The following is a 21,836-nucleotide window of genomic DNA, read 5'->3' as shown; positions in this document are numbered from 1 at the left end:
GCCCGATCAGCGGCAGGGGCAGCTCCCCGGCGCGGAGGCCCAGCGCCGCCAGCCCCGTCACCCCCATCAGGACGAGCGCCAGCAGCGCCCCCGTGCCGGGCTCCGCCAGCCGCAGTGCCGTCCCGCCGTGCTGCGCCCGCGTCTTCGCGCTCATCGCCCACCCCCTCTACACCCCAGCATAGCGCGGCGGCCGGCCACGCCGCCGTCAGCGGGGCTTTTAGCAGGTTAGGGGTTCTACGTACGTAGCACCGCGGATTCCGGCACGCCGGCTACCGCGCAACCTAGGGGCCGTGTCCTCGGGGCACACCACACCGTCCATCCGAAACCCCCTAGGGAGGGTCGAGCCATGACCGTAGAGACCCACGTCCAGCAAGGCCACAGCGCCACCGAGCCGCTCGCGGCCGCCCTGGCCCGGCACGCCCACTGGCTGCCCCGGGCGGCGCTGGCGAGCGTCTTCCTCTTCCACGGCCTGCAGAAGTTCATCGGCGGCATCGGCGGCTTCGCCGAGATGATGGGGCTGCCGTTCGGGCTGGCCGCCGCCGTGGCGCTCCTCGAGGTCCTCGCCGGGGCGGGCATCCTCGCCGGGGGTGCGGTGCGCGGGCTCGCCGGCGAGCTCACCACGCGCCTGGCCGGCCTCGCCATCGCCCCGGTGATGCTCGGCGCCATCTTCATGGTGCACTGGGGGCAGTGGAGCTTCGTCCCCTCGGAGCGCGCCCCCATGGGCGGGATGGAGTTCCAGGTGGTCCTGCTCCTGCTCGGGCTCTACTTCGCCGCCCGGGGCAACGGCGGCACCGCCGGCGCCGGGGGCGGGGCCTGAGCGGCCCGGAGTCCACCCCCACGTCCCCTGCCCCCGGTTGCCCGGGGGCAGGGGCGTGCGCTCTTCTCCCCCCGTTCATGACGGCTCGATGAACCCCGTTTGCATCGGCGACAGCGCCCCCTATCCTGGTGTGGGTAGAGAGCGATAACGACGATAAAGGGGGAGACGCCATGAGCAAGAAGATCGCGCTGGTCACCGGGGGCCTCGGCGGCCTCGGCTCGGCCATCACGGCGCAGCTAGGCCGCGCCGGGCACACGGTGATCGCTACCTACACCTCGGACAACGGCCGCGTCGAGAAGTGGCAGGGGCACCTGCGCGAGCAGGGGGTCGAGTCGAGCTACGCCGTCCACTGCGACGTCTCGGACTGGGCGTCGTGCCAGGCGATGGCCGAGGAGGTCCGCAGCGAGGTCGGCGAGGTGGACATCGTGGTCAACAACGCCGGCATCACCAAGGACAGCTCCTTCAAGAAGATGCCCAAGGAGAGCTGGGACGCCGTCCTGCGCACCAACCTCGACAGCGTCTTCAACGTCACCAAGCAGTTCGCCGACGGCATGGCCGAGCGCGGCTGGGGGCGGATCGTCAACATCGCCTCGGTCAACGGCCGCAAGGGGCAGTTCGGCCAGACCAACTACGCCTCCTCCAAGGCGGGGATGCACGGCTTCACCATGTCCCTCGCCCAGGAGCTGGCCCGCAAGGGCGTGACCGTCAACACCGTCTCGCCGGGGTACCTCGCCACCTCCATGGTCATGGGCATGAAGGAGGAGGTGCGCCAGCAGATCATCGAGCAGATCCCCGTCAAGCGCCTCGGCGAGCCCGAGGAGATCGGCTCGCTGGTCGCCTACCTCGCCTCCGAGGACGCCGGCTTCATCACCGGCGCCAACATCGACATCAACGGCGGCCTGCACATGGAGTGACCCCTCGGGAAGCCGCGGGGGCTGCAGGGCGGCACCCCGCCCCCGCGGCTCGGCGCCCTACTCCGGCTCCTGCCCGGCCTCGGGGGCCTCGAGCACGATCCGCTGCTCATTGCGGTCGAGCGTCTTCGGCCCGATCCCGTCGACGCGGGTGAGCCCGGCCGCGCTCTCGAAGGGGCCGTTGGCCTGCCGGTCCTCGATGATGGCCTCGGCCTTCACCGGGCCGACGCCGTAGAGCCCCTCGGCGAGCGTCTCGGGGCCGGCGCGGTTGATGTTGACGCCCTCGCCGGCCAGGGCGGCCGGGGCGAGCAGGGCCGCGCCGAGGAGAAGGGGGATGGTAAGGGGAGCACGGTACGACATCTCGAGCAACCTCCTTGTTGCCTGTAGGCCTCTAGCGCCGCGCTGCGGCGACGGGCGCTGCTCCCTGCAGCGCCCTGCCCGATTCTAGGCGGCGCCGATCTCCTCGGCAACGGCGCGGGCCGCCGCGGCGGGGTCGCCCGCCCGGGTGACGGGGCGCCCCACCACGAGGTAGTCCGCCCCGGCGGCCACGGCGCCGGCGGGCGTGGCGATGCGCGCCTGGTCGTCGGCGGCCGCCCCTGCGGGCCGGACGCCCGGCGTGACCCGCAGCAGCCGTCCGCCGCTCTGCCGGCGGATCTCCGGGGCCTCCGCCGGGGAGCAGACCACGCCGTCGAGGCCGGCCCGCTCGACGAGGCCGGCCAGCCGCAGGGCCGCCTCGCCGGGCGTGCCGCGCAGCCCGATCTCCTCGAGGCTGGCGGCGTCGTGGCTCGTCAGCACCGTCACCGCGATCAGCCAGGGGGTGTCGCCGCCCGAGAGGGCCTCCCGCGCCGCCGCGAGCATCTCCCGCCCGCCGAGGGCGTGGACGTTCACCATCCACACGCCGAGCTCCGCGGCTGCCCGGCAGGCGGCGGCGACGGTATTCGGGATGTCGTGGTACTTGAGATCGAGGAAGACGCCGAAGCCCCGCCCCTGCAGGCGCTCGACGAGCGCCGGCCCGGCGCGCGTAAAGAGCTCCTTGCCGACCTTGAGCCGGCAGACCGCCGGGTCGAGGCGCGCGGCGAGCGCCTCGGCCGGCTCCGCCGCCGCGAAGTCGAGGGCCACGATGAGCCGAGGGTCCTGTACGCCGCTCATGCCGTCTCCACCTCGCCGATCGGCCGCAGGGTCGCCCACGCCTTGCACCCCGGGCACTGCCAGAAGAGGATCCGCCCCGCGAAGCCGCAGCGCTGGCAGCGGTAGCGGGGCCGCTCGGCCTCGAGGCCGTCGAGCAGCTCGTAGAAGAGCTGCAGCTCCCGCGTCCCGATGGGCTCCTCCAGGGTCCGGGTGAGATCGACCAGGCGCCGCAGCCCCTCGAGGCTCGGGGCGCGCCGCAGCAGGAGGGTGAGCTCGTCGAGCGCCTCCCGGGGGCCGCGGCGCTGCTCGATGAGCCCGACGAGGCGGACGATCAGCGCGCCCTCCGGCGAGCGCGCGATCACCTGGCGCAGGAAGGTCTCCATCTGCCCGGGCCGCCCCAGGGCCTGGTAGCTCGCCTCCAGCCCCTCGAGGACCTCCGGCAGGAAGCCCGGGTCCTGCTCCGCCACCGCCTCGTAGGCCTTGAGCGCGGCCTTGTAGCGGCCGAGCTCGCGCTCCAGGTCGCCGCGCAGGATATTCGCCCGGACGCACCCCGGGTCCTCCTCGAGGGCGAGGCGCAGGAGCTGGCGGGCCTGGCCCGTATCGCCCCGGCTCCTCGCCTCGGCGGCGAGCTCGCAGCGCAGCTGCCCGATCCGGTCCCGGTACTGGCGGCCGTCGCCTTGGCGCTGGAGCCGGCGCGCCGTCTCGATGGCCTTGGACCACTCCTTCTCGTGCTCGTAGATGGTCAGCAGGTGGCCCAGCGCCGGCGTGGCGTACTCGCGGTCCGCCAGCAGCTCCGTGAAGAGGTTCTCCGCCCGGTCGAGGACCCCCGCCTTCAGGTGGTCCTCGCCGAGGGCGAGGAGGGCCTGGCTGCGCTCCCGGCGGCTGAGCGAGGGGCGCGCGATCAGGCTCTGGTGGATCCGGATCGCCCGGTCGACCTCGCCGCGGTTGCGGAAGAGGCTGCCGAGGGCGAGGTGCACCTCGGCGGTCTCGCCGTCGACCTCGGCCATCCGGGTAAAGGCCTCGAGCGCCTTGTCCCGCTCCTCGTTGAGCAGGTAGCTGAGGCCCTGGTAGTAGGCGTCGGGGAAGGAGCGCGATGGGGAGGCGTAATTCCGGCCGGTCTGCGGGCTGCGCTGGCCGATCCACCACCCCGAGAGCGCGGCTACTGGCAGCAGCAGCCACAGCAGCTCGAGCATCGAGCTAGTCGGAGTCGCCGAGCGGCGTCCGGCGCAGGGCCTGCAGCTGCCGCTCCGCGTAGCCGAGCTGGCGCTGCAGCCGCGCCACCTCGCGCCGCCGGCGCCACACCGCGCCCAGGCTGGCCAGCACGCCGAGCGCTGCCCCCAGGATCAGGGCGCCGACCAGGGCCACCGAGAGAGCCACCTCGTACTGGGCGATGAAGAGATCCACCCCCACCGGGTTGGCGTTGAGCACGGAGAACGCCAACCCGAAGAGGATGATCAGGAGGCCACCTATAAAAGCGAATAGACGTCGCATGGACCGGCTCTCACACTGTCGGCGATGGGCTTAGGTCGTCGAGCGCTCGGGCGTCTCGGGACGGCCCGCGTTGACACGCTCGCGCAGCGCTTTACCGGGCTTGAAGTGTGGCACGTACTTCTCCGGCAGCGCCACGGGCTCGCCGGTTTTCGGGTTGCGGCCGATGCGCGCTGGGCGGTGGTGGAGGGAGAAGCTCCCGAAACCGCGGATCTCGATGCGATCTCCGTCCGCGAGGGTCTCGCCCATGTACTCGAGCAGCCGCTTGACAGCCACCTCGACGTCCTTATGGGCCAGGTAGTCCTGCTTGGCGGCAATCGCGTCGATGAGCTCGGACTTCGTCATGGGTCTCGCATCCCTGGGTCGATTCGGCCGCGCCGGCGGCCCCGCAGCGGGGCCGCCGGCGCCCTCGGCCACGCATCCTAGTCGTTGTCGCGCCCGCCGCCCATCTGCTCCTTGAGCAGCTCACCGAGCTGGGTCGTCCCGGCGTTGGGGCCGGGCCGGGCGTGCTCCTGGACGGCCTGCTGCTCCTCCTCGGCCTCCTGGGCGCGCAGGGAGAGGTTGACCGTCCGGTTGCGCCGATCGACCCCGACGAACTTAGCCTCGAGCTCCTGCCCCTCCTGGAGCACCGAGCGGGCGTCCTCGACCCGCTCGCGGGCCAGGTCCGAGGCGCGGATGTACCCCTCGACGCCGCCGCCGACATCCAGCGTCGCGCCCTTCGGCTCGACGGCGGTAACGGTGGCGGAGACCGTGCTGCCCTTCTGGTGCTCGGCGAGCCACTGGCTGAGCGGGTCCTGCTCGAGCTGCTTGATCCCCAGGGAGATGCGCTCGCGCTCGGGGTCGATGGAGAGGACCACCGTCTCCACCTCCTCGCCCTTGCGGTACTGGCGCACCGCCTCCTCGCCGGCCTCCTCCCAGGAGAGGTCGGAGAGGTGGACGAGGCCGTCGATGCCGCCCTCGAGGCCGACGAAGATGCCGAAGTCGGTGATCGACTTGATCTGCCCGACGACCCGGTCGCCCTTGGAGTACTGCGCGGCGAACTCGTCCCAGGGGTTGGGCTGGCACTGCTTCATGCCCAGGGAGATGCGGCGGCGCTCCTCGTCGATGTCGAGGATCATCACCTCGACCTCGTCGCCGACGGCGACGACCTTCGCCGGGTTGACGTTCTTGTTGGTCCAGTCCATCTCGGAGACGTGGACCAGCCCCTCGACGCCCTCCTCGATCTCGACGAAGCAGCCGTACTCGGTGATGTTGGTGACCTTGCCGGGGACCCGGGCGCCCTCGGGGTAGCGCTGGGCGAGGGCCTCCCACGGATCGGCGCCGAGCTGCTTGAGCCCGAGGGAGACGCGGTTGCGCTCGCGGTCGAACTTGAGCACCTTGACCTCGAGCTCCTGGCCGACCTCGACCACCTCGGAGGGGTTCTTGACCCGCCGCCAGGCCATGTCGGTGATGTGCAGCAGCCCGTCGATGCCGCCGAGGTCGATGAAGGCGCCGTAGTCGGTGAGGTTCTTGACGATGCCCTTGATCGTCTGCCCTTCCTGGAGCTTTTCGAGCAGCGCCTCGCGCTCGGCGCTGTACTCCTCCTCGACCACGGCGCGCCGGGAGACGACCACGTTGTTGCGCCGGGCGTCGAGCTTGATGACCTTGAACTCCAGGTCCTTGCCCTCGAGGTAGGTGGTGTCGCGCACAGGGCGGATATCCACCAGGGAGCCGGGCAGGAAGGCGCGGATGTGGCCGAGGTCGACGGTGAAGCCGCCCTTGACCTTGCCGCTGATCTGCCCCGTCACCGTCTCGCTGTTCTCGTAGGCCTGCTCGAGGGCGCGCCAGGCGTAGGCGCGCTTGGCCCGCTCGCGCGACAGCCGGGTCTCGCCGAAGCCGTCCTCGACGGTGTCGAGGGCCACCTCGACCTCGTCGCCGACGGCCACCTCCAGGCTGCCGGCCTCATCGTAGAACTGCGAGGCGGGGATCACCGCCTCGGACTTCAGCCCGGCGTTGACGGTGACGTCCTCGTTGTCGATGGCTACGACCCGCGCCGTGACAATGGCGCCAGGCCGCATATCGGTGTTCGCAAGGCTCTCCTCGAAGAGTTCCGCAAAGCTCTCGGTCATCGTTGTGTCGATCCAGGACCGTGGCACGGTCAGTTGTTTGAAGTGGATTTCGGCGGCCCTACCGCCGGCCGTTTGCTGATCACTCGCCCCGCCCGCAGCGGCGGCGCGGCTCAACCTCTCGCTGCCGCCCCCGGCAGCCCCAGCCGAGCCCGCAGCCGCTCCAGCACCTGCTCGACGACCTGCGGGACCTCCAAGCCGGTGGTATCCAGGATCTGCGCATCCGAGGCAGGCTGCAGCGGCGCTGTCGCGCGGGAGGCGTCCCGTTGATCGCGCTCGGCGATCTCCTCCGTAAGGGCATCTAGGCTAACATCGATGCCCTGTTCCTTCAACTGGTTATGGCGCCGGCGGGCGCGCTCCTCGGCGCTCGCCGTCAGGAAGATCTTGAGCTCCGCGCCCGGGAAGACCACCGTGCCCATATCCCGCCCGTCCGCGACCAGCCCCGGCGGGCGCCGGAAGTCGCGCTGGCGCTGCAGGAGCGCCTCGCGCACCGGCTGCAGGGCCGCCACCTGGGAGGCCAGGGCGCCGGTGGTCTCGGTGCGCAGCTGCGCGGTGACGTCCTCGCCGTCGAGCAGCACCCGCTCGGCGCCGGCATCGAGCCGGAACGCCGCGGGCAGCTGCGCCGCCAGGCCGGCGGCGCCGGCCGCATCCGCGGCCGGGTCGACCCCTCGGCGCTGGCAGTACAGCCCGGTAAGCCGGTAGAGCGCGCCGCTGTCGAGGAAGTGCCAGCCCGTCGTGCGCACCACCTCGCGGGCGACCGTCCCCTTGCCGGCCCCGCTGGGGCCGTCGAGCGCCAGCACCGGCGCCTGCGCCGCCCCGCTGATCTCGCTCTCGCTCATCGGCTCATGCCCCCTGCCTGTGCTCCGCCCTTGCGCCTCAAGCCCCCGCCGCCGGGAGCGCCTGGATCTCGAGCCCCGCCTGCCCCATCAGGGAGACGAAGCCGGGAAAGGAGGTCCCCACATTCTCACAGTCGTCAACCTGGACCGGGGCCTGGGCGCGCAGCGCGGCGACGGCGAAGGCCATGGCGATCCGGTGATCGCCGTGGCTGTCGAGCCGCACGCCGCCGGCGAGGCGCGGCTGGCCGACGAGCCGCAGCCCGTCGGCCCGCGGCTCGGCCGCCACGCCGAGCCGGCGCAGGCCCTCGGCCATCACCGCGATCCGGTCCGACTCCTTGACCCGCAGCTCCTCGGCGCCGGTGAGCAGCGTCTCCCCCTCGGCGCAGGCGGCGGCGATCAGCAGCGCCGGGAACTCGTCGATGGCCAGCGGCACCAGCGCCTCGGGGATGCGGATCCCGTGCAGCGGCGCCGAGCGCACGCGCAGGTCGGCCACGGGCTCGCCGCTGGTCTCCCCCTCCCGGAGCACCTCGATATCCGCGCCCATCTGCCGCAGGATGGTCACGGCGCCGGTGCGGGTCGGGTTCCAGCCGACGTGGCGCAGCACCAGCTCCGAGCCGGGGGCGATGCTGGCGCCGACGAGCAGGAAGGCCGCCGAGGAGAGGTCCCCGGGGACGTCGACCGCCGTCGCCGTCAGCGCCCCGCCGCCGTCGAGGCAGGCGGTACGCCCCTGCACGGCGACCGGGTAGCCGAAGCCGGTGAGCATGCGCTCGGTGTGGTCCCGGGTCGGCGCCGGCTCGCGCACGCAGGTCCGCCCGGCGGCGTGCAGGCCGGCGAGCAGCAGCGCCGACTTGACCTGGGCGCTGGCCACCGGGAGGGTGTAGTCGATGCCGTGCAGCTCGCCGCCGGCGTGCAGGCGCAGCGGCGCCGTCCCGCCCTCGGCCGTGCCGATGCGCGCGCCCATGGCGGCCAGCGGCTCGGTGACCCGGCCCATGGGCCGGCGGTTCAGGGAGGCGTCGCCGGTGAGCACCGCCTCGAAGGGCAGCCCGGCGAGCAGCCCGGCGAGCAGGCGCATGGAGGTCCCGGAGTTGCCGACGTCCAGCGGCGCGCTCGGCGCCCGCAGCCCCTCGCGCCCGGCGCCCTGGATGGTGGCCGCACCCTGGCGCGGCCCCTCGATGGCGACGCCGAGCTGGCGGAAGGCGCCGACGGTGGCCAGGACGTCGGCGCCCTCGAGCAGCCCGGTGATCCGGGTCTCCCCCCGCGCCAGGGCGCCGAGCATGACGGCGCGGTGGGAGATGGACTTGTCGCCGGGGACGCGCAGCTCGCCGCGCAGGCTGCCGCCCGGCGCCACGCGCCACGCGCGCTGCGGCCCCGCCGCGGCGCTCACGAGCGCCCCTCCAGCAGGCGCAAGAAGCGCGCCCGCTCCTGCTGGGCGTGGCGGAAGAGCGCCAGCACCGCCTCGTCGTCGCCCTCGGCGAGCCGCTCGGTCAGCCGCTCGACGTCCGCCTGGTAGCGGCGCAGGGCGTCGACGACGTTGGCCCGGTTGGCGGCGCAGATATCCCGCCACATCTGCGGGTCCGAGGAGGCGATCCGGGTGAAGTCCCGGAAGCCGCCGGCGGCGAACTCGAAGATCTCCTGGCGCTCGTCCCAGCCCGAGAGGCTGTCGACCAGGGCGTAGGCCAGGGCGTGGGGCAGGTGCGAGGTGGCCGCGAGGACCTCGTCGTGGTGCTCGGCGGGCATCGTCACCACCGTCGAGCCGACGGCCTCCCACATGGCCCGGACGCGCGCCAGGGCCGCCGCCTCGGTGGCGGTTACCGGGGTCAGGATGACCCGGCGGCGCTCGTAGAGCTCGGGGAAGGCCGCCTCGACGCCGCTGTACTCGGTGCCGGCGATGGGGTGGCCGGGCACCAGCCAGCCCGGCACCTCGCCGTAGACGGCCTCCGCCTCGGCGAGCACCGCGCCCTTGACGCTGGCGACGTCGGTGACCGCGGTCCCCGCCGCCACCGCCCCCTTCAGCTCGGCGAGGACCTGGCCCACGGCGCGCACCGGCACGCCGATGACGGCCACGTCGGCGCCGGCGACGGCCGCGGCCGGCTCCCGGACCCCGCGGTCGATGACCCCGCGCGCCGCGGCGCGCTCGAGGGCCTCCGGGGCGCGGTCGCAGCCGACGACCTCCGCCACGGCCCCGGCCCGGCGCAGGGCCAGCGCCAGGGAGCCGCCGATGAGGCCGACGCCGATGACCGCCAGGCGCTGGATCACGCCGCCCCCGGCCTCAGCTCGGCGAGGGCCTCGAGGAAGGTGCGGTTCTCCGCGGCGGTGCCGACGCTCACCCGCAGCCAGCCGGCCAGGTCGTAGCCGGCCACCGGGCGGATGATCACCCCGCGGCGCAGCAGCCCCTCGTGGATCTGCGCCGCCTGCTCGCCGGCGTAGAAGGTCAGGAAGTTCGCCGCCGAGGGCAGCACCCGCAGCCCCATCGCCTCGAGCCCCTCGCGCAGAATGCGGCGCTGCTCGTCGTTGAGGGCCACGGCGCGGCGGGTGTGCGCCTCGTCGGCGAGCGCCGCGGCGGCGGCCTCCTGGGCCGGCGCCGAGCAGTTGAACGGCTGCCGGACGCGGTTGAGCAGGTCGGCCACCGCGGGGTGGGAGAGCCCGTAGCCGACGCGCAGGCCGGCGAGGCCGTAGACCTTGGAGAAGCTGCGGGTGACCACGAGGTTGGGGTAGGCCTCGAGCCACCGGCTCGCATCGGGGTAGCCCGGCTCGGCGGCGGCGTACTCGAAGTACGCCTCGTCGACCACGGCGATCACCCGCGCCGGGAGGCGGTCGAGGAAGCCCCGCAGCTCCCCCTCGGTGAGCCACGTCCCGGTGGGGTTGTTGGGGTTGGCCACGAAGACCACGCTGACGGTCTCGTCCACCGCGGCGAGCATGGCCTCGAGGTCGTGGCCGTAGGGCTGCTCGGCCTCGGCCGGCAGGGCCGGGACGACCCGCGCCGTCGCGCCGACCGTCTGGGTGGCGATGGGGTAGACGGCGAAGGCGTGGGCCGAGAAGACCGCCGTGCGCCCCGGCCCGAGGAAGGCCTGGGCGAGCAGGACGAGGACGTCGTTGGAGCCGTTGCCGAGGGTGACGCGCTCGGGCGGGACGCCGTGGCGCTCGGCGACGGCGGCCTTGAGGGCGAAGCCGTTGCCGTCGGGGTAGCGGTGCGCCGCGGCGCCGGCCGCCGAGGCCGCCTCCGCCGCCCGCGGCGAGGGGCCGAGGGGGCTCTCGTTGGAGGCGAGCTTGACGACCTCGGAGACGCCGTACTCGCGGCGCAGCTCGTCGATGGGCTTGCCCGGCTCGTAGGGGGCCAGGCCGCGCACGCCGGGCATCGCCAGCGCGGAGAAGTCGATTGCGGTCTCGCTGTCACTCATCGCTCAGATCGCCCGCGGATAGGAGCCGAGGATCCGGAACAGGCTGGCGCGCTCGCGCACCTGCTCGAGCGCCTCGGCCAGCACGGGGTCGCGGTGGTGGCCGAGGACGTCGATGAAGAAGACGTACTCCCAGATGCCGGCCTGCGGCGAGGGCCGGGACTCGATCCGGGTCATGTCGATGCCGTTGGCCGCCAGCGGCTCGAGGAGCTGGAAGAGCAGCCCGGTGCGGTTGGCGCTGGAGACCACCAGGGAGGTCTTGTCGCGGCCGCTCGGCGCCGGCGAGCGGTAGCCGAGGACCAGGAAGCGGGTGGTATTGCCGTGGCGGTCCTCGATGCGCGCCTGGCGGATGGGCACCCCGTAGAGCCCGGCCGCCGCCTCGCTGGCGATGGCCGCGGCCGCCGGGTCCGCGGCCGCCCGCTGGGCCGCCTCGGCGGTGCTCGCCACCGGCAGCCGCTCGGCGTTGGGCAGGTGGGTCTCCAGCCACGCGCGGCACTGCGAGAGCCCCTGCTGGTGGGAGTAGACCCGCTCGACGGCGGTAAAGCGCTCCGCCTGCATCGCCAGGGCGTGGTGGATGCGCAGCTCCACCTCGCCGACGATCGCCAGCTCCGAGTCGAGGAAGCGGTCGAGGGTGTGGCTGACCACCCCCTCGGAGGAGTTCTCCACCGGCACCACGCCGTAGTGGGCGGCCCCGGACTCCACCTCGCGGAAGACCGCGCCGATGGTCGCCAGGGGCGCGGTCCCGGTGCCGTGGCCGAAGTGCTTGCTCGCCGCCTCCTCGGTGAAGGTGCCGCGCGGGCCGAGGAAGGCGACGGTCAGCGGCTGCTGCAGGGCCCGGCACGCCGACATGATCTCGCGGAAGAGGACCGTGACCTGCTCGGCGCTCAGCGGCCCGTCGTTGCGCTCGGTGAGCCGCCGGAGCACCTCCGCCTCGCGCTCCGGGCGGTAGACCTCCGCGGCCTGGACCCGCTGGGCCTTGGCCCGGGCCACCCCCTCGGCCAGGCGGGCGCGCTCGTTGACCAGATCGAGGATCTGGTCGTCGAGGCTGTCGATGTGCTGGCGCAGGGCCGTGAGATCGTCGTGCGCGCCCGCCATGACCCCCTCAGCGGATGACCCGGACCTTGAGCACGCCCTCGATGCCCGCGAGCTGCTCCACCGCCGTATCCGGGACCGTGCCCTCGACGTCGACGAGGGTGTAGGCGAGCCGCTCCTGCGCCTTGTTGTACATGTCGTCGATGTTCAGGCCGGCCTGGGCGAGGATGCTCGAGATCTGCCCGAGCATGTTCGGCACGTTGGCGTTGACCACGCACAGCCGGTCGCCCTTGCCGCTGCGCGGCATGGTGACGTCGGGGAAGTTGACGGCGTTGCGCACGTTCCCCGTCTCCAGGTAGTCGCGGACCTGCTCGGCGACCATCACGGCGCAGTTCTCCTGCGCCTCGAGGGTCGAGGCGCCGAGGTGGGGCAGGGTCACCGCCTTGGGGTGGTCCTTGAGGGCGTTGCTCGGGAAGTCGCTGATGTAGGCGTGCAGCCGCTCCTCGTCGAGGGCCTTGACGACGTCCGCCTCGTCGACGATCTCGGCGCGGGAGAAGTTGAGCAGCGTCGCCCCCGCCCGCGCCTGGGCCAGGCGCGAGGCGTCGATCAGCCCACGGGTGGCCTCGAGCAGCGGGACGTGGACGGTCACCATGTCCGCGTGCGCCATGACGTCGCCGACGCTGTGCGCCGCCTCGACGCCGGCGTCGAGCTGCCAGGCGGCGTCGACGGTGATCTGCGGGTCGTAGCCGATGACCTCCATGCCCAGGGCCCGGGCGGTATTGGCCACCTGCACGCCGATGGCGCCGAGGCCCACCACGCCCAGGGTCCGCCCGGGGAGCTCGAAGCCGGTGAAGCGCTTCTTGTTCGCCTCCATCGCCTCGTGGAGCTCCTCGTCGCTGCCCTCCAGGGAGCGGGCGTAGGCCCAGGCGGGGCAGATGTTGCGCGCGGCGAGGAACAGCCCGGCGATGACCAGCTCCTTGACGGCGTTGGCGTTCGCCCCCGGGGCGTTGAACACCGGCACGCCGCGCTCGGTCATCTCGGCGACGGGGATGTTGTTGACCCCGGCGCCGGCGCGGCCGATGGCGAGCACCGAGCCGGGGACCGACTGCCCGTGGAGATCCGCCGAGCGCACCAGGATGGCGTCCGGGTCGGCGATATCCGAGGCCGTCTCGAAGCGCTCACGCGGCAGGCGCTCGAGCCCCTTGACGGCGATGTTGTTCAGCGTCTGGATTCGGTACATGGCGGATCACCCGTAGCGCTTCTCGAAGTCGGCCATGAACTCGACGAGGCGGTCGACGCCCTCCTCGGGCATGGCGTTGTAGATGGACGCGCGCATGCCGCCGACGGAGCGGTGGCCCTTGAGCGTCGTCAGCCCGGCGGCCTCGGCCTCCTCGAGGAAGGTGGCGTCGAGGCTCGAGTCGGCGAGCACGAAGGGCACGTTCATCCAGGAGCGGCACTGCGGGTCCACCGGGTTGCTGTAGAAGGCGGAGGCGTCGATGGCGTCGTAGAGCTTGCGCGCCTTGCGCTCGTTGATCTCGGCCATCGCCTCGAGGCCGCCGAGCCCCTTGAGCCACTCGAAGACCAGGCCGGCGACGTAGAGCGGGTAGGTCGCCGGGGTGTTGAGCATCGAGTCGGCGTCGGCCTGCTGCTTGTAGTCCCAGACGTTCGGGGTCTGCGGCAGGGCCTCGCCGATGAGGTCGTCGCGGACGATGACCAGCGTCACCCCGGCCGGGCCGATGTTCTTCTGCGCCCCGGCGTAGATCAGCCCGTAGCGGCTGACGTCGATGGGCCGCGAGAGCAGCGTCGAGGACATGTCGGCCACCAGGGGCTTGTCGCCGACCTCCGGGATCCAGTGGAACTCGACGCCGCTGATGGTCTCGTTGGGCGTGTAGTGGACGTAGGCGGCGTCGTCGGAGAGCTGCCACTCCGACGGCGCCGGGACGTGCATGAGGTCCGGCTCGCCGGAGGCGGCGACGTGGACGTCGGCGTACTTCTTGGCCTCGGCGATGGCCTTCTTCGACCAGGAGCCGGTGTAGACGTAGTCGGCACGCTGCCCGCCGCGGAGCAGGTTCATCGGCACCGCCGCGAACTGCCCGGTGGCCCCACCCTGGAGGAAGAGCACGTGGTAGTTGCTCGGGATCTGCAGGAGCTCGCGCAGGTCGGCCTCGGCCTTCTCGGCGATGGAGACGTACGCCTTGCCGCGGTGGCTCATCTCCATGACCGACATCCCCGTGCCGTGCCAGTCGAGCATCTCCTCGGCGGCGCGGCGCATGACGGTCTCGGGGAGCATGGCGGGGCCGGCGCTGAAGTTGTAAACCCTACTCATTCGTCAATCCTCGCTTGCGACAAGACTTTGTGCTCGGGGCCGCCCTCCTCGGCCCGCCCCGGACGCCGGGCCCGGCCGGGGCCGGCCGGCCTACTCCTCCGGCTCCTCGGCGAGCCCCTCGACCCGCTCGAGCCCGACCAGCTGCTCATCCTCGTCGAGGCTGATGAGCTTCACCCCCTGCGTGTTGCGCCCCACGCGGGAGACGTCCGCCACGGGGGTGCGCACCAGCGTCCCGTTGCGGCTGACGAGCATGATCTCGTCGTCCTCGGCGGCCTGTACAGCGCCGACGACGCGGCCGTTGCGCTCGGTGGTGCGGATGCAGATCACGCCCAGGCCGCCGCGGCCGCGGCGCGGGTACTCCGCGACCGGGGTGCGCTTGCCGTAGCCGTGCTCGGTGGCGGTGAGGATATCGCCCTCGCCGAGGATCAGCAGGGCGATGACCCGCTGCCCGGCCTCGAGGCGGATGCCGCGCACGCCGGTGGCGGTCCGCCCCATGGCGCGCACCTCCGACTCGGGGAAGCGCAGCGCCTTGCCGGCGTCGGACAGGAGCATGACCTCGCGGCTGCCGTCGGTGATCTCGGCGTCGACGAGGGTGTCGTCGTCGCGCAGCTCGACGGCGATGATCCCGCTCGAGCGCGGCCGCGAGAAGTGCGACAGCGGCGTCTTCTTGACCGTGCCGTTGTGGGTCGCCATGAAGACGAAGTGCTCCTCGTCGAACTCGCGCACGGGGACGACGGCGTTGATCCGCTCGCCCTCCTCGAGCGGCAGCAGGTTGAGGATCGGCCGCCCGCGGGAGGAGCGGCTGCCCTGGGGCAGCTCGTAGACCTTGCGCCAGTAGCACTTGCCGGTGCTCGAGAAGCACAGCAGCGTGTCGTGGGTGTTGGCGATGAACAGCTTGTCGATGAAGTCCTCGTCCTTCATCGCCGTGGCGCTCTTGCCCCGGCCGCCGCGGCGCTGCGCCCGGTAGCCGGTCAGCGGCTGCGCCTTGACGTAGCCCTGGTGGGACAGGGTCACCACCATGTCCTCCTCGCTGATCAGGTCCTCCAGCGAGAGCTCGGCGGTGTCCTCGCGGATCTCGGTCTTGCGCCCGTCGCCGTAGCCGTCGCGGATCTCCGCCAGCTCCTCGCGGATGACCTCCATGAGGCGCTCGCCGCTGTCGAGGATGTGGATGAGCTCGCCGATGCGCTCGAGCAGGCCGCCGTACTCGTCGACGATCTTGTCCTGCTCCATGCCCGTCAGGCGGTGCAGGCGCAGGTCGAGGATGGCCTGGGCCTGCGCCGGCGAGAGGCGGTAGACGCCCTGCGCCTCGTCGAGCCCGGCGCCGGCCTCCAGCCCCTCCGGCCGCGTGGCGTGGGCGCCGGCGCGCTGGAGCATCTCGGTGACCACGCCCGGGCGCCAGTCGCGGCGGGCGAGCGCCTCGCGGGCCTCCGCCGGCCCGGAGGCGGCCTTGATGAGGGCGACGACCTCGTCGATGTTCGCCAGCGCCACGGCCAGCCCCTCGAGGACGTGGGCGCGCTCGCGGGCCTTGCGCAGCTCGTAGATCGTCCGCCGGGTGACCACCTCGCGGCGGTGGCGGATGAAGGCCTCGAGGATCTGCTTGAGGCTGAGGGTGCGCGGCTCGCCCTCGTGCAGCGCCACCATGTTGATGCCGAACACGGTCTGCATCTGGGTGTGGCGGTAGAGGTTGTTGAGCACCACCTCGCCGACCTCGCCGCGCTTGAGCTCGAGGACGATGCGGATGCCCTCCTTGTCGGACTCGTCGCGCAGCTCGGAGATGCCCTCGAGGCGGCGCTCCTTGACCAGCTCGGCGATCTTCTCCACCAGGCGCGCCTTGTTGACCTGGAAGGGGAGCTCGGTGACCACGATCCGCTCGCGGCCGCTGTCCATCTCCTCGACCTCGGCGCGGGCGCGCAGGACCATGCGCCCGCGGCCGGTGCGGTAGGCCTGGTGGATGCCGGCGGTGCCGAAGATGATCCCGCCGGTGGGCAGGTCGGGGGCCGGCATCAGCTCGATCAGCGACTCCACCGGCAGCTGCTCGTCGTCGACGAGGGCGATGCAGGCGTTGAGCACCTCGCGCAGGTTGTGCGGCGGGATGTTCGTCGCCATGCCCACGGCGATCCCGGCGCCGCCGTTGACGAGGAGGTTGGGCAGCCTCGTCGGCAGCACCTGCGGCTCCTGCTCGGAGCCGTCGTAGTTGTCGACGAAGTCGACGGTCTCCTTGTCGATGTCGGCGAGCAGCTCGTGGGCGAGCCGCGCCATGCGCACCTCGGTGTAGCGCATGGCCGCCGGGGAGTCGCCGTCGATGGAGCCGAAGTTGCCCTGCCCGTCGACGAGCCGGTAGCGCATGCTGAAGGGCTGGGCGAGGCGCACGATGGTGTCGTAGACGGCGGCGTCGCCGTGGGGGTGGTACTTACCGATGACGTCGCCGACGACGCGCGCCGACTTCTTGTACGCCTTGTTGTAGTCGTTGCCGAGCTCGCGCATGGCGTAGAGGACACGCCGGTGCACGGGCTTGAGGCCGTCGCGGACATCCGGCAGGGCGCGGCCGACGATCACGCTCATGGCGTAATCGAGGTACGACTGCCGCATCTCGTCTTCGAGGTTAACGGGGAGGATCTCGCGGGCGACGCCGGACATGCGCTCTTCTCGGGACTCTCTCGGGTAAAGGGAGGATGGTACCATACCGGCGCTGCGACGAGAGCGGAAAGGGGCTGCCCGTGGCGCTGACCAATCAGCTGATCCTCTTCGGCGCCGCCCTGCTGCTGACCAGCATCGTCGCCAGCGTCGTCTCGGACCGCCTCGGCGCGCCGATGCTGCTGCTCTTCCTCGGCATCGGCATGCTCCTCGGCGAGGACGGGCTCTTCGGCGTCGCCTTCCACGACCTGCAGGCCGCGCACCTCATCGGCAGCCTGGCCCTGGCGATCATCCTCTTCGACGGCGGCCTGCGCACCCACGCCTCGACCTTCCGGGTCGCCCTCAAGCCGGCGCTCACCCTGGCCACGGGCGGGGTGCTGATCACCGCGGCGGTCACCGGCGGGCTCGCCGCCTGGATCTTCGCCCTGGACTGGCCGCAGGCGCTGCTGCTCGGGGCCATCGTCAGCTCCACCGACGCCGCCGCCGTCTTCAGCCTCCTCCACGGCCGCGGCCTCGAGCTCAAGCAGCGCGTCGCCGCGACGCTGGAGATCGAGTCGGGCAGCAACGACCCGATGGCCATCTTCCTGACCGTGCTGCTCGTCGAGCTCCTCGCCCAGCGCCCCGAGCACCTCGCCCTGACGGCGGCCCTGGAGCTGGGCCAGCAGCTCGGCCTCGGCGCCCTGCTCGGCACCCTCGGCGGCGTGCTGCTCGCCGGCATCATCAACCGGCTCACCCTCACCCCCGGGCTCTACCCCCTGCTCGCCCTCGGCGGGGGGCTGGCCGTCTTCGGCGGCACCGCGGTGCTCGGCGGCAGCGGCTTCCTCGCCGTCTACCTCGCCGGGCTGATCGCCGGCAACCGGCGGCTGCAGGCGGCGCAGAACATCCGCCGCTTCCACGACGGCTTCGCCTGGCTGGCGCAGATCACCATGTTCGTCGTCCTCGGGCTGCTGGTCACGCCCTCGGAGCTCGCCGCGATCGCCGTGCCGGGGCTGCTCGCCGCCGCCGCCCTGATCCTCGTCGCCCGGCCGCTGGGGGTCATCCTCTGCCTGGCGCCGCTGCGCTTCCCCTGGCGCGAGCAGCTGTTCATCGCCTGGGTCGGGCTGCGCGGGGCGGTGCCCATCGTCCTCGCCCTCTTCCCCCTGCTCGCCGACATCGAGCAGGCGCAGCTGCTGTTCAACATCGCCTTCTTCGTGGTGCTGGTCTCGCTGCTCGTCCAGGGCTGGACCATCGCCCCGGCGGCGCGGCTGCTCGGCCTCGAGGTGCCGCCGGACAGCGGGGCCGCGCAGCGCCAGGAGATCGACGTCCCCCACCAGACGGACTACGAGTTCGTCGCCTACCGCATCACGGACAGCTCCCCGGCGCTCTACAAGCCCGTGGACCGGCTGGCCCTGCCGGGCTCGGCCCAGGTCATCGCCCTCTTCCGCGGCGGGCAGGCGCTCGCCGAGCCGGCCCGCGAGGTCCTCCGCCCGCGCGACCACGTCTACCTGCTGAGCCTGCCGAGGGATATCGCCGCCCTCGACCGCGTCTTCGTGGCGCCGGCCGGGCCGGCCTACCTCACCGAGCAGCGCTTCTTCGGCGAGTTCACCCTCGACGGCGAGACCCGGCTCATCGACCTCGCCGGCGCCTACGGCCTCTCCGTGCCCTCCGGCGCGCAGCCCGAGGAGAGCCTCAGCGACTACCTGCTGTGGATCTTCAACAACCGGGCGGTGATCGGCGACCGGGTACGCATCGACAACCTGCAGTTCACGGTGCGGGCCATCGAGGACGGGCGGATCACCTCGGTGGGCATGCGCATCGGCCGCCAGCCCGGCTGAGCCCGGCGGCGGGGCGGGCCGCTCAGCCGCCCTCCGCCACCAGCCGCGCGATGCCCTCGGCGTCCGGCTGGTGGACCACGCCGCGCTCGGTCACCAGCACGTCGACGAGCCCGGCCGGCGTCACGTCGAAGACCGGGTTCCAGGCGCCGACGCCCTCGCCCGCCGGGGCGATGCGGTGCCCGCCGGCGCTGAGGACCTCCTCGGCGCCGCGCGTCTCGATGGGGATCGCCTCGCCGTCGGGGGTCTGCGGGTCGATGGTCGCCGCCGGCGCCACGACCATGAAGCGGACCTCGTGCTCCCGGGCCGCCAGGGCCAGGCCGTAGGTGCCGATCTTGTTGGCGACGTCGCCGTTGGCGGCGATGCGGTCGGCGCCCACCACGACCCAGTCCACGGCCCCGCTGCGCATCAGCGCCGGGGCGGCGCCGTCGGCGAGCAGCGCCACCGGGATGCCGTCGGCGGCCAGCTCCCACGCCGTCAGCCGCGCCCCCTGCAGCCACGGCCGCGTCTCGTCGGCGAAGACCCGCTCGAGGCGCCCGTCCGCCCAGGCGGTGCGGATCACCCCCAGGGCCGTACCCAGCCCGCCGGTGGCCAGGGAGCCGGTATTGCAGTGGGTCAGCACGCCGCTGCCCGGCTGGATGAGCCCGGCGCCGGAGCGGCCCATCCGGCGGTTCGCCGCGACGTCCTCGGCGTGGACGGCGTGCGCCTCGGCGAGCAGCGCCGGCGTGGGATCCTCGCCGGCCGGCAGCTCGGCGGCGCGCGCCTCCATGCGGGCCAGGGCCCAGGCGAGGTTCACGGCCGTCGGCCGCGAGCGGCGCAGCGCCTCGAGGTCGTCGGCCATCGCCGCGGCCCACCCCGCGCCGTGCTCGCGCCAGGCCGTGCGGGCGGCCAGGGCGGCGCCGTAGGCGGCGGCGATGCCGATCGCCGGTGCCCCGCGGACGACCATCTCGGCGATGGCCGCGGCCACCGCCGGGGCGTCGCGGCAGCAGCGGTAGGCCTCGGCCTCGGGCAGCCGGCGCTGATCGAGCAGGTAGAGGGCCTCGTCGGCCCACTCCAGGGCCCGGACGGTATCGTGGGAGCTGGCAGTCAACTCGTGCTAACCTCGCGATCGGTGCAATGAGGGGGAGCATTATGGAACGAGTCGATAGCCTGATCCACGCCCGCTGGGTGATCCCCGTCGAGCCCGAGGGGGCGGTCCTGGAGCGCCACGGGGTCGCCGTGCGCGACGGGCGGATCGTGGCGATCGCCCCGAGCGCCGAGCTCCAGGCCCGCTACAGCGCCGCGGAGGAGCGCCACCTCGGCGAGCACGCCCTCATCCCCGGGCTGATCAACGCCCACACCCACTCCGCCATGACCCTGCTGCGCGGCATGGCCGACGACCTGCCGCTGATGACGTGGCTGACCGAGCACATCTGGCCCGCGGAGCAGCGCTGGGTGGGCGAGGCCTTCGTCCGCGACGGCAGCACCCTCGCCATGGCCGAGATGCTCCTCGGGGGCGTGACCTGCTTCAACGACATGTACTTCTTCCCCGAGGCCACTGCCGCGGCCGCCCGCGAGGCCGGGATGCGCGCCGTGCTGGGGATGATCGTCATCGACTTCCCGAGCGCCTACGCCAGCGGCCCCGAGGCGTACCTGGAGAAGGGCCTGGCCTTCCACGAGGCCTGCCGCGGCGAGGCGCTGATCCGGCCCGTCCTCGCCCCCCACGCCCCCTACACCGTGGCCGAGCCGTGGCTCGAGCGCATCCGCGAGCACGCCGAGGCGCTCGACGTGCCGGTCCACATCCACCTCCACGAGACCGCCGGCGAGGTCGAGCAGAGCGTGCAGCAGACCGGCAAGCGGCCGCTGCAGCGGCTCGACGAGCTCGGCCTCGTCTCGCCGCGGCTGCTCGCCGTCCACGCCACGCAGCTCGAGGCCGCCGAGATCGAGCGCCTCGCCGCGGCCGGCGCCCACGTCCTCCACTGCCCGGAGGCGAACCTCAAGCTCGCCAGCGGCTTCTGCCCCGTGGGCGCGCTGAGCGCCGCGGGGGTCAACGTCGCCCTCGGCACCGACGGCGTGGCCAGCAACAACGACCTCGACATGATCGGCGAGATGCGCACCGCGGCGCTGCTCGCCAAGGCGGTCGGCGGCGACGCGGCGGCGGTGCCGGCGGCCCAGGCGCTGCGCATGGCGACCCTCAACGCCGCGCGGGCGCTCGGCATCGACGGCGCCGTCGGCTCCATCGAGCCCGGCAAGGCCGCCGACCTGACCGCCGTCTCCCTCGGCGAGATCGACCTCCAGCCGATCTACAACCCGCTCTCGCAGCTGGTCTACGCCGCCACGCGGCGCCACGTCACCGACGTCTGGGTCGCCGGCGCGCCGCTGGTCCGCGACCGGCAGCTGACCACCATCGACGCCGCGGCGGCGAGCCGGCGCGCGGCGCAGTGGGGCGAGCGCATCGGCGCGGCGGACCGCGGCGAGGGCTGACCGCCACCCCCGAACGGCAAGGGAGCGCACCGATGTCGATTCCCCCGGAGGAGAACACCCCCGAGCGCAACGAGGACGCGCGGGAGACCGCCCGCTTCGACGCCACCGGCGACTGGTGGGAGCCGGAGGGCAGCCAGCGGGCGCTCCACGACATCAACCCCGTCCGCCTCGACTGGGTGGAGGCCTGCCTCGGCGGCGCCGAGGGCAAGCGCATCCTCGACGTCGGCGCCGGCGGCGGGCTGCTCGCCGAGGGCCTCGCCCGCCGCGGCGCCCGGGTGCTGGGCATCGACACCGCCCGGCAGGCCCTGCAGACGGCCAAGCTCCACGCCCTCGAGGCGGAGATCACCAACGTCGACTACCGCTGCTGCACCGTCGAGGAGCTCGCCGCGGAGGCCCGGCGCGGCGAGCTCGAGCCCTTCGACGCGGTCACCTGCATGGAGATGCTCGAGCACACCCCGCAGCCGGCCTCGGTGGTCGCGGCCTGCGCCGAGCTGGTCCGCGACGGCGGCGACGCCTGCTTCTCCACCCTCAACCGCACCCTCGCCTCCTACGCCCTGGCCATCCTCGGCGCCGAGTACGTGCTCGGCCTGCTGCCCAAGGGGACCCACCGCCACGACCGCTTCGTCCGCCCCGCCGAGCTGGCGGCCTGGGGGCGGGAGAGCGGCCTGGCGCTGGTGGCGCTGCAGGGGCTCGGCTACAACCCCTTCACCCGCGCCGCCTGGCTGAAGCGGGACACCGCCGTGAACTACTTCGCGCACCTGCGCAAGGGATGAAGGATCCGGCGGGCGTCCTCCTCGACCTCGACGGCACGCTGCTCGACACGGCGCCGGCGCTGCTCGCCTGCGTCGACGAGCTCCTCGCCGAGCACGGCCGCCCGCCCGCGGCCCCCG

At 73.1% G+C, this 21,836-nt stretch carries 20 protein-coding genes and 1 pseudogene; 6 read left to right on the top strand and 15 right to left on the bottom strand.

Features of this window, described 5'->3' with window-relative positions; all coding sequences use genetic code 11:
* Positions 1-346 precede the first annotated feature (346 nt).
* Both CKO13_RS03890 and phbB read left to right on the top strand, forming a co-directional pair.
* Positions 347-817, top strand: coding sequence for a DoxX family protein (locus tag CKO13_RS03890; protein WP_200256976.1), 471 nt, complete (start codon positions 347-349; stop codon positions 815-817).
* 170 nt (positions 818-987) lie between these two features.
* Positions 988-1,731 (top strand): acetoacetyl-CoA reductase, encoded by a 744-nt coding sequence (gene phbB, locus CKO13_RS03885; protein WP_200256975.1) that lies wholly within the window; start codon positions 988-990, stop codon positions 1,729-1,731.
* A 57-nt stretch (positions 1,732-1,788) separates the two neighbouring features.
* On the opposite strand, the gene CKO13_RS03880 is transcribed toward phbB, so the two are convergent.
* The 14 genes from CKO13_RS03880 to gyrA all read right to left on the bottom strand — a co-directional run bounded on the left by CKO13_RS03880 (position 1,789) and on the right by gyrA (position 16,675).
* Positions 1,789-2,088, bottom strand: a complete 300-nt coding sequence (locus CKO13_RS03880; RefSeq protein ID WP_200256974.1) for a ComEA family DNA-binding protein — start codon at positions 2,086-2,088, stop codon at positions 1,789-1,791.
* Between the two features lie 84 nt (positions 2,089-2,172).
* Positions 2,173-2,877, bottom strand: a complete 705-nt coding sequence (gene pyrF, locus CKO13_RS03875; RefSeq protein ID WP_200256972.1) for an orotidine-5'-phosphate decarboxylase — start codon at positions 2,875-2,877, stop codon at positions 2,173-2,175.
* Positions 2,874-4,049, bottom strand: coding sequence for a lipopolysaccharide assembly protein LapB (gene lapB, locus CKO13_RS03870; protein WP_200256971.1), 1,176 nt, complete (start codon positions 4,047-4,049; stop codon positions 2,874-2,876). The genes pyrF and lapB overlap by 4 nt, the downstream gene beginning before the upstream one ends.
* A gap of 4 nt (positions 4,050-4,053) precedes the next feature.
* Positions 4,054-4,347, bottom strand: a complete 294-nt coding sequence (locus CKO13_RS03865; protein ID WP_200256969.1) for a LapA family protein — start codon at positions 4,345-4,347, stop codon at positions 4,054-4,056.
* A 30-nt stretch (positions 4,348-4,377) separates the two neighbouring features.
* Positions 4,378-4,689 carry an integration host factor subunit beta gene (locus CKO13_RS03860; RefSeq protein WP_200256967.1) on the bottom strand — a complete coding sequence of 104 codons (312 nt, stop codon included), beginning with the start codon at positions 4,687-4,689 and terminating at the stop codon, positions 4,378-4,380.
* A 77-nt stretch (positions 4,690-4,766) separates the two neighbouring features.
* Positions 4,767-6,452, bottom strand: coding sequence for a 30S ribosomal protein S1 (rpsA, locus tag CKO13_RS03855; RefSeq protein ID WP_200256965.1), 1,686 nt, complete (start codon positions 6,450-6,452; stop codon positions 4,767-4,769).
* Positions 6,453-6,562: 110 nt separating this feature from the next.
* Complete coding sequence (cmk, locus tag CKO13_RS03850) at positions 6,563-7,288, bottom strand: (d)CMP kinase (RefSeq protein WP_200256963.1); 726 nt, start codon at positions 7,286-7,288, stop codon at positions 6,563-6,565.
* A gap of 37 nt (positions 7,289-7,325) precedes the next feature.
* Complete coding sequence (gene aroA / locus CKO13_RS03845) at positions 7,326-8,669, bottom strand: 3-phosphoshikimate 1-carboxyvinyltransferase (protein ID WP_200256961.1); 1,344 nt, start codon at positions 8,667-8,669, stop codon at positions 7,326-7,328.
* Positions 8,666-9,541, bottom strand: a complete 876-nt coding sequence (locus CKO13_RS03840; protein ID WP_200256959.1) for a prephenate dehydrogenase/arogenate dehydrogenase family protein — start codon at positions 9,539-9,541, stop codon at positions 8,666-8,668. Before CKO13_RS03840 ends, aroA begins: the two co-directional genes overlap by 4 nt.
* A complete protein-coding gene (gene hisC / locus CKO13_RS03835) occupies positions 9,538-10,683 on the bottom strand; it encodes a histidinol-phosphate transaminase (RefSeq protein ID WP_200256958.1) in 1,146 nt (381 codons plus the stop codon). The genes CKO13_RS03840 and hisC overlap by 4 nt, the downstream gene beginning before the upstream one ends.
* Before the next feature lie 3 nt (positions 10,684-10,686).
* The gene (pheA, locus tag CKO13_RS03830; protein ID WP_200256956.1) at positions 10,687-11,775 is read right to left on the bottom strand and encodes a prephenate dehydratase; all 1,089 of its coding nucleotides are present in this window, start codon (positions 11,773-11,775) and stop codon (positions 10,687-10,689) included.
* Positions 11,776-11,782: 7 nt separating this feature from the next.
* The gene (locus tag CKO13_RS03825) at positions 11,783-12,952 is read right to left on the bottom strand and encodes a phosphoglycerate dehydrogenase (RefSeq protein WP_200256955.1); all 1,170 of its coding nucleotides are present in this window, start codon (positions 12,950-12,952) and stop codon (positions 11,783-11,785) included.
* A 6-nt stretch (positions 12,953-12,958) separates the two neighbouring features.
* Positions 12,959-14,038 carry a 3-phosphoserine/phosphohydroxythreonine transaminase gene (gene serC, locus CKO13_RS03820; RefSeq protein ID WP_200256954.1) on the bottom strand — a complete coding sequence of 360 codons (1,080 nt, stop codon included), beginning with the start codon at positions 14,036-14,038 and terminating at the stop codon, positions 12,959-12,961.
* 90 nt (positions 14,039-14,128) lie between these two features.
* Positions 14,129-16,675 carry a DNA gyrase subunit A gene (gyrA, locus tag CKO13_RS03815; RefSeq protein ID WP_200256953.1) on the bottom strand — a complete coding sequence of 849 codons (2,547 nt, stop codon included), beginning with the start codon at positions 16,673-16,675 and terminating at the stop codon, positions 14,129-14,131.
* Positions 16,676-16,755: 80 nt separating this feature from the next.
* Between gyrA and CKO13_RS03810 the strand changes: the two genes are divergently transcribed.
* The gene (locus CKO13_RS03810) at positions 16,756-18,486 is read left to right on the top strand and encodes a potassium/proton antiporter (RefSeq protein WP_200256978.1); all 1,731 of its coding nucleotides are present in this window, start codon (positions 16,756-16,758) and stop codon (positions 18,484-18,486) included.
* A 22-nt stretch (positions 18,487-18,508) separates the two neighbouring features.
* On the opposite strand, the gene mtnA is transcribed toward CKO13_RS03810, so the two are convergent.
* Positions 18,509-19,573: an S-methyl-5-thioribose-1-phosphate isomerase gene (mtnA, locus tag CKO13_RS03805; RefSeq protein ID WP_200256952.1), complete on the bottom strand. Its 1,065-nt coding sequence runs from the start codon at positions 19,571-19,573 to the stop codon at positions 18,509-18,511.
* Between the two features lie 41 nt (positions 19,574-19,614).
* Between mtnA and CKO13_RS03800 the strand changes: the two genes are divergently transcribed.
* The 3 genes and pseudogenes from CKO13_RS03800 to CKO13_RS12590 all read left to right on the top strand — a co-directional run.
* Positions 19,615-20,946, top strand: a complete 1,332-nt coding sequence (locus tag CKO13_RS03800) for a TRZ/ATZ family hydrolase (RefSeq protein WP_200256951.1) — start codon at positions 19,615-19,617, stop codon at positions 20,944-20,946.
* Positions 20,947-20,978: 32 nt separating this feature from the next.
* Positions 20,979-21,719 carry a bifunctional 2-polyprenyl-6-hydroxyphenol methylase/3-demethylubiquinol 3-O-methyltransferase UbiG gene (ubiG, locus tag CKO13_RS03795; RefSeq protein ID WP_200256949.1) on the top strand — a complete coding sequence of 247 codons (741 nt, stop codon included), beginning with the start codon at positions 20,979-20,981 and terminating at the stop codon, positions 21,717-21,719.
* A pseudogene (locus CKO13_RS12590) lies at positions 21,716-21,836 on the top strand (phosphoglycolate phosphatase); the annotation flags it as partial. The gene ubiG and the pseudogene CKO13_RS12590, both read left to right, overlap by 4 nt.

The organism is Halorhodospira neutriphila (assembly GCF_016584055.1).
Taxonomy (GTDB): Bacteria; Pseudomonadota; Gammaproteobacteria; order Nitrococcales; family Halorhodospiraceae; genus Halorhodospira; species Halorhodospira neutriphila.
Note: the sequence above shows the minus strand (reverse complement) of the source record. Positions and strands in the feature narration are given on the sequence as shown.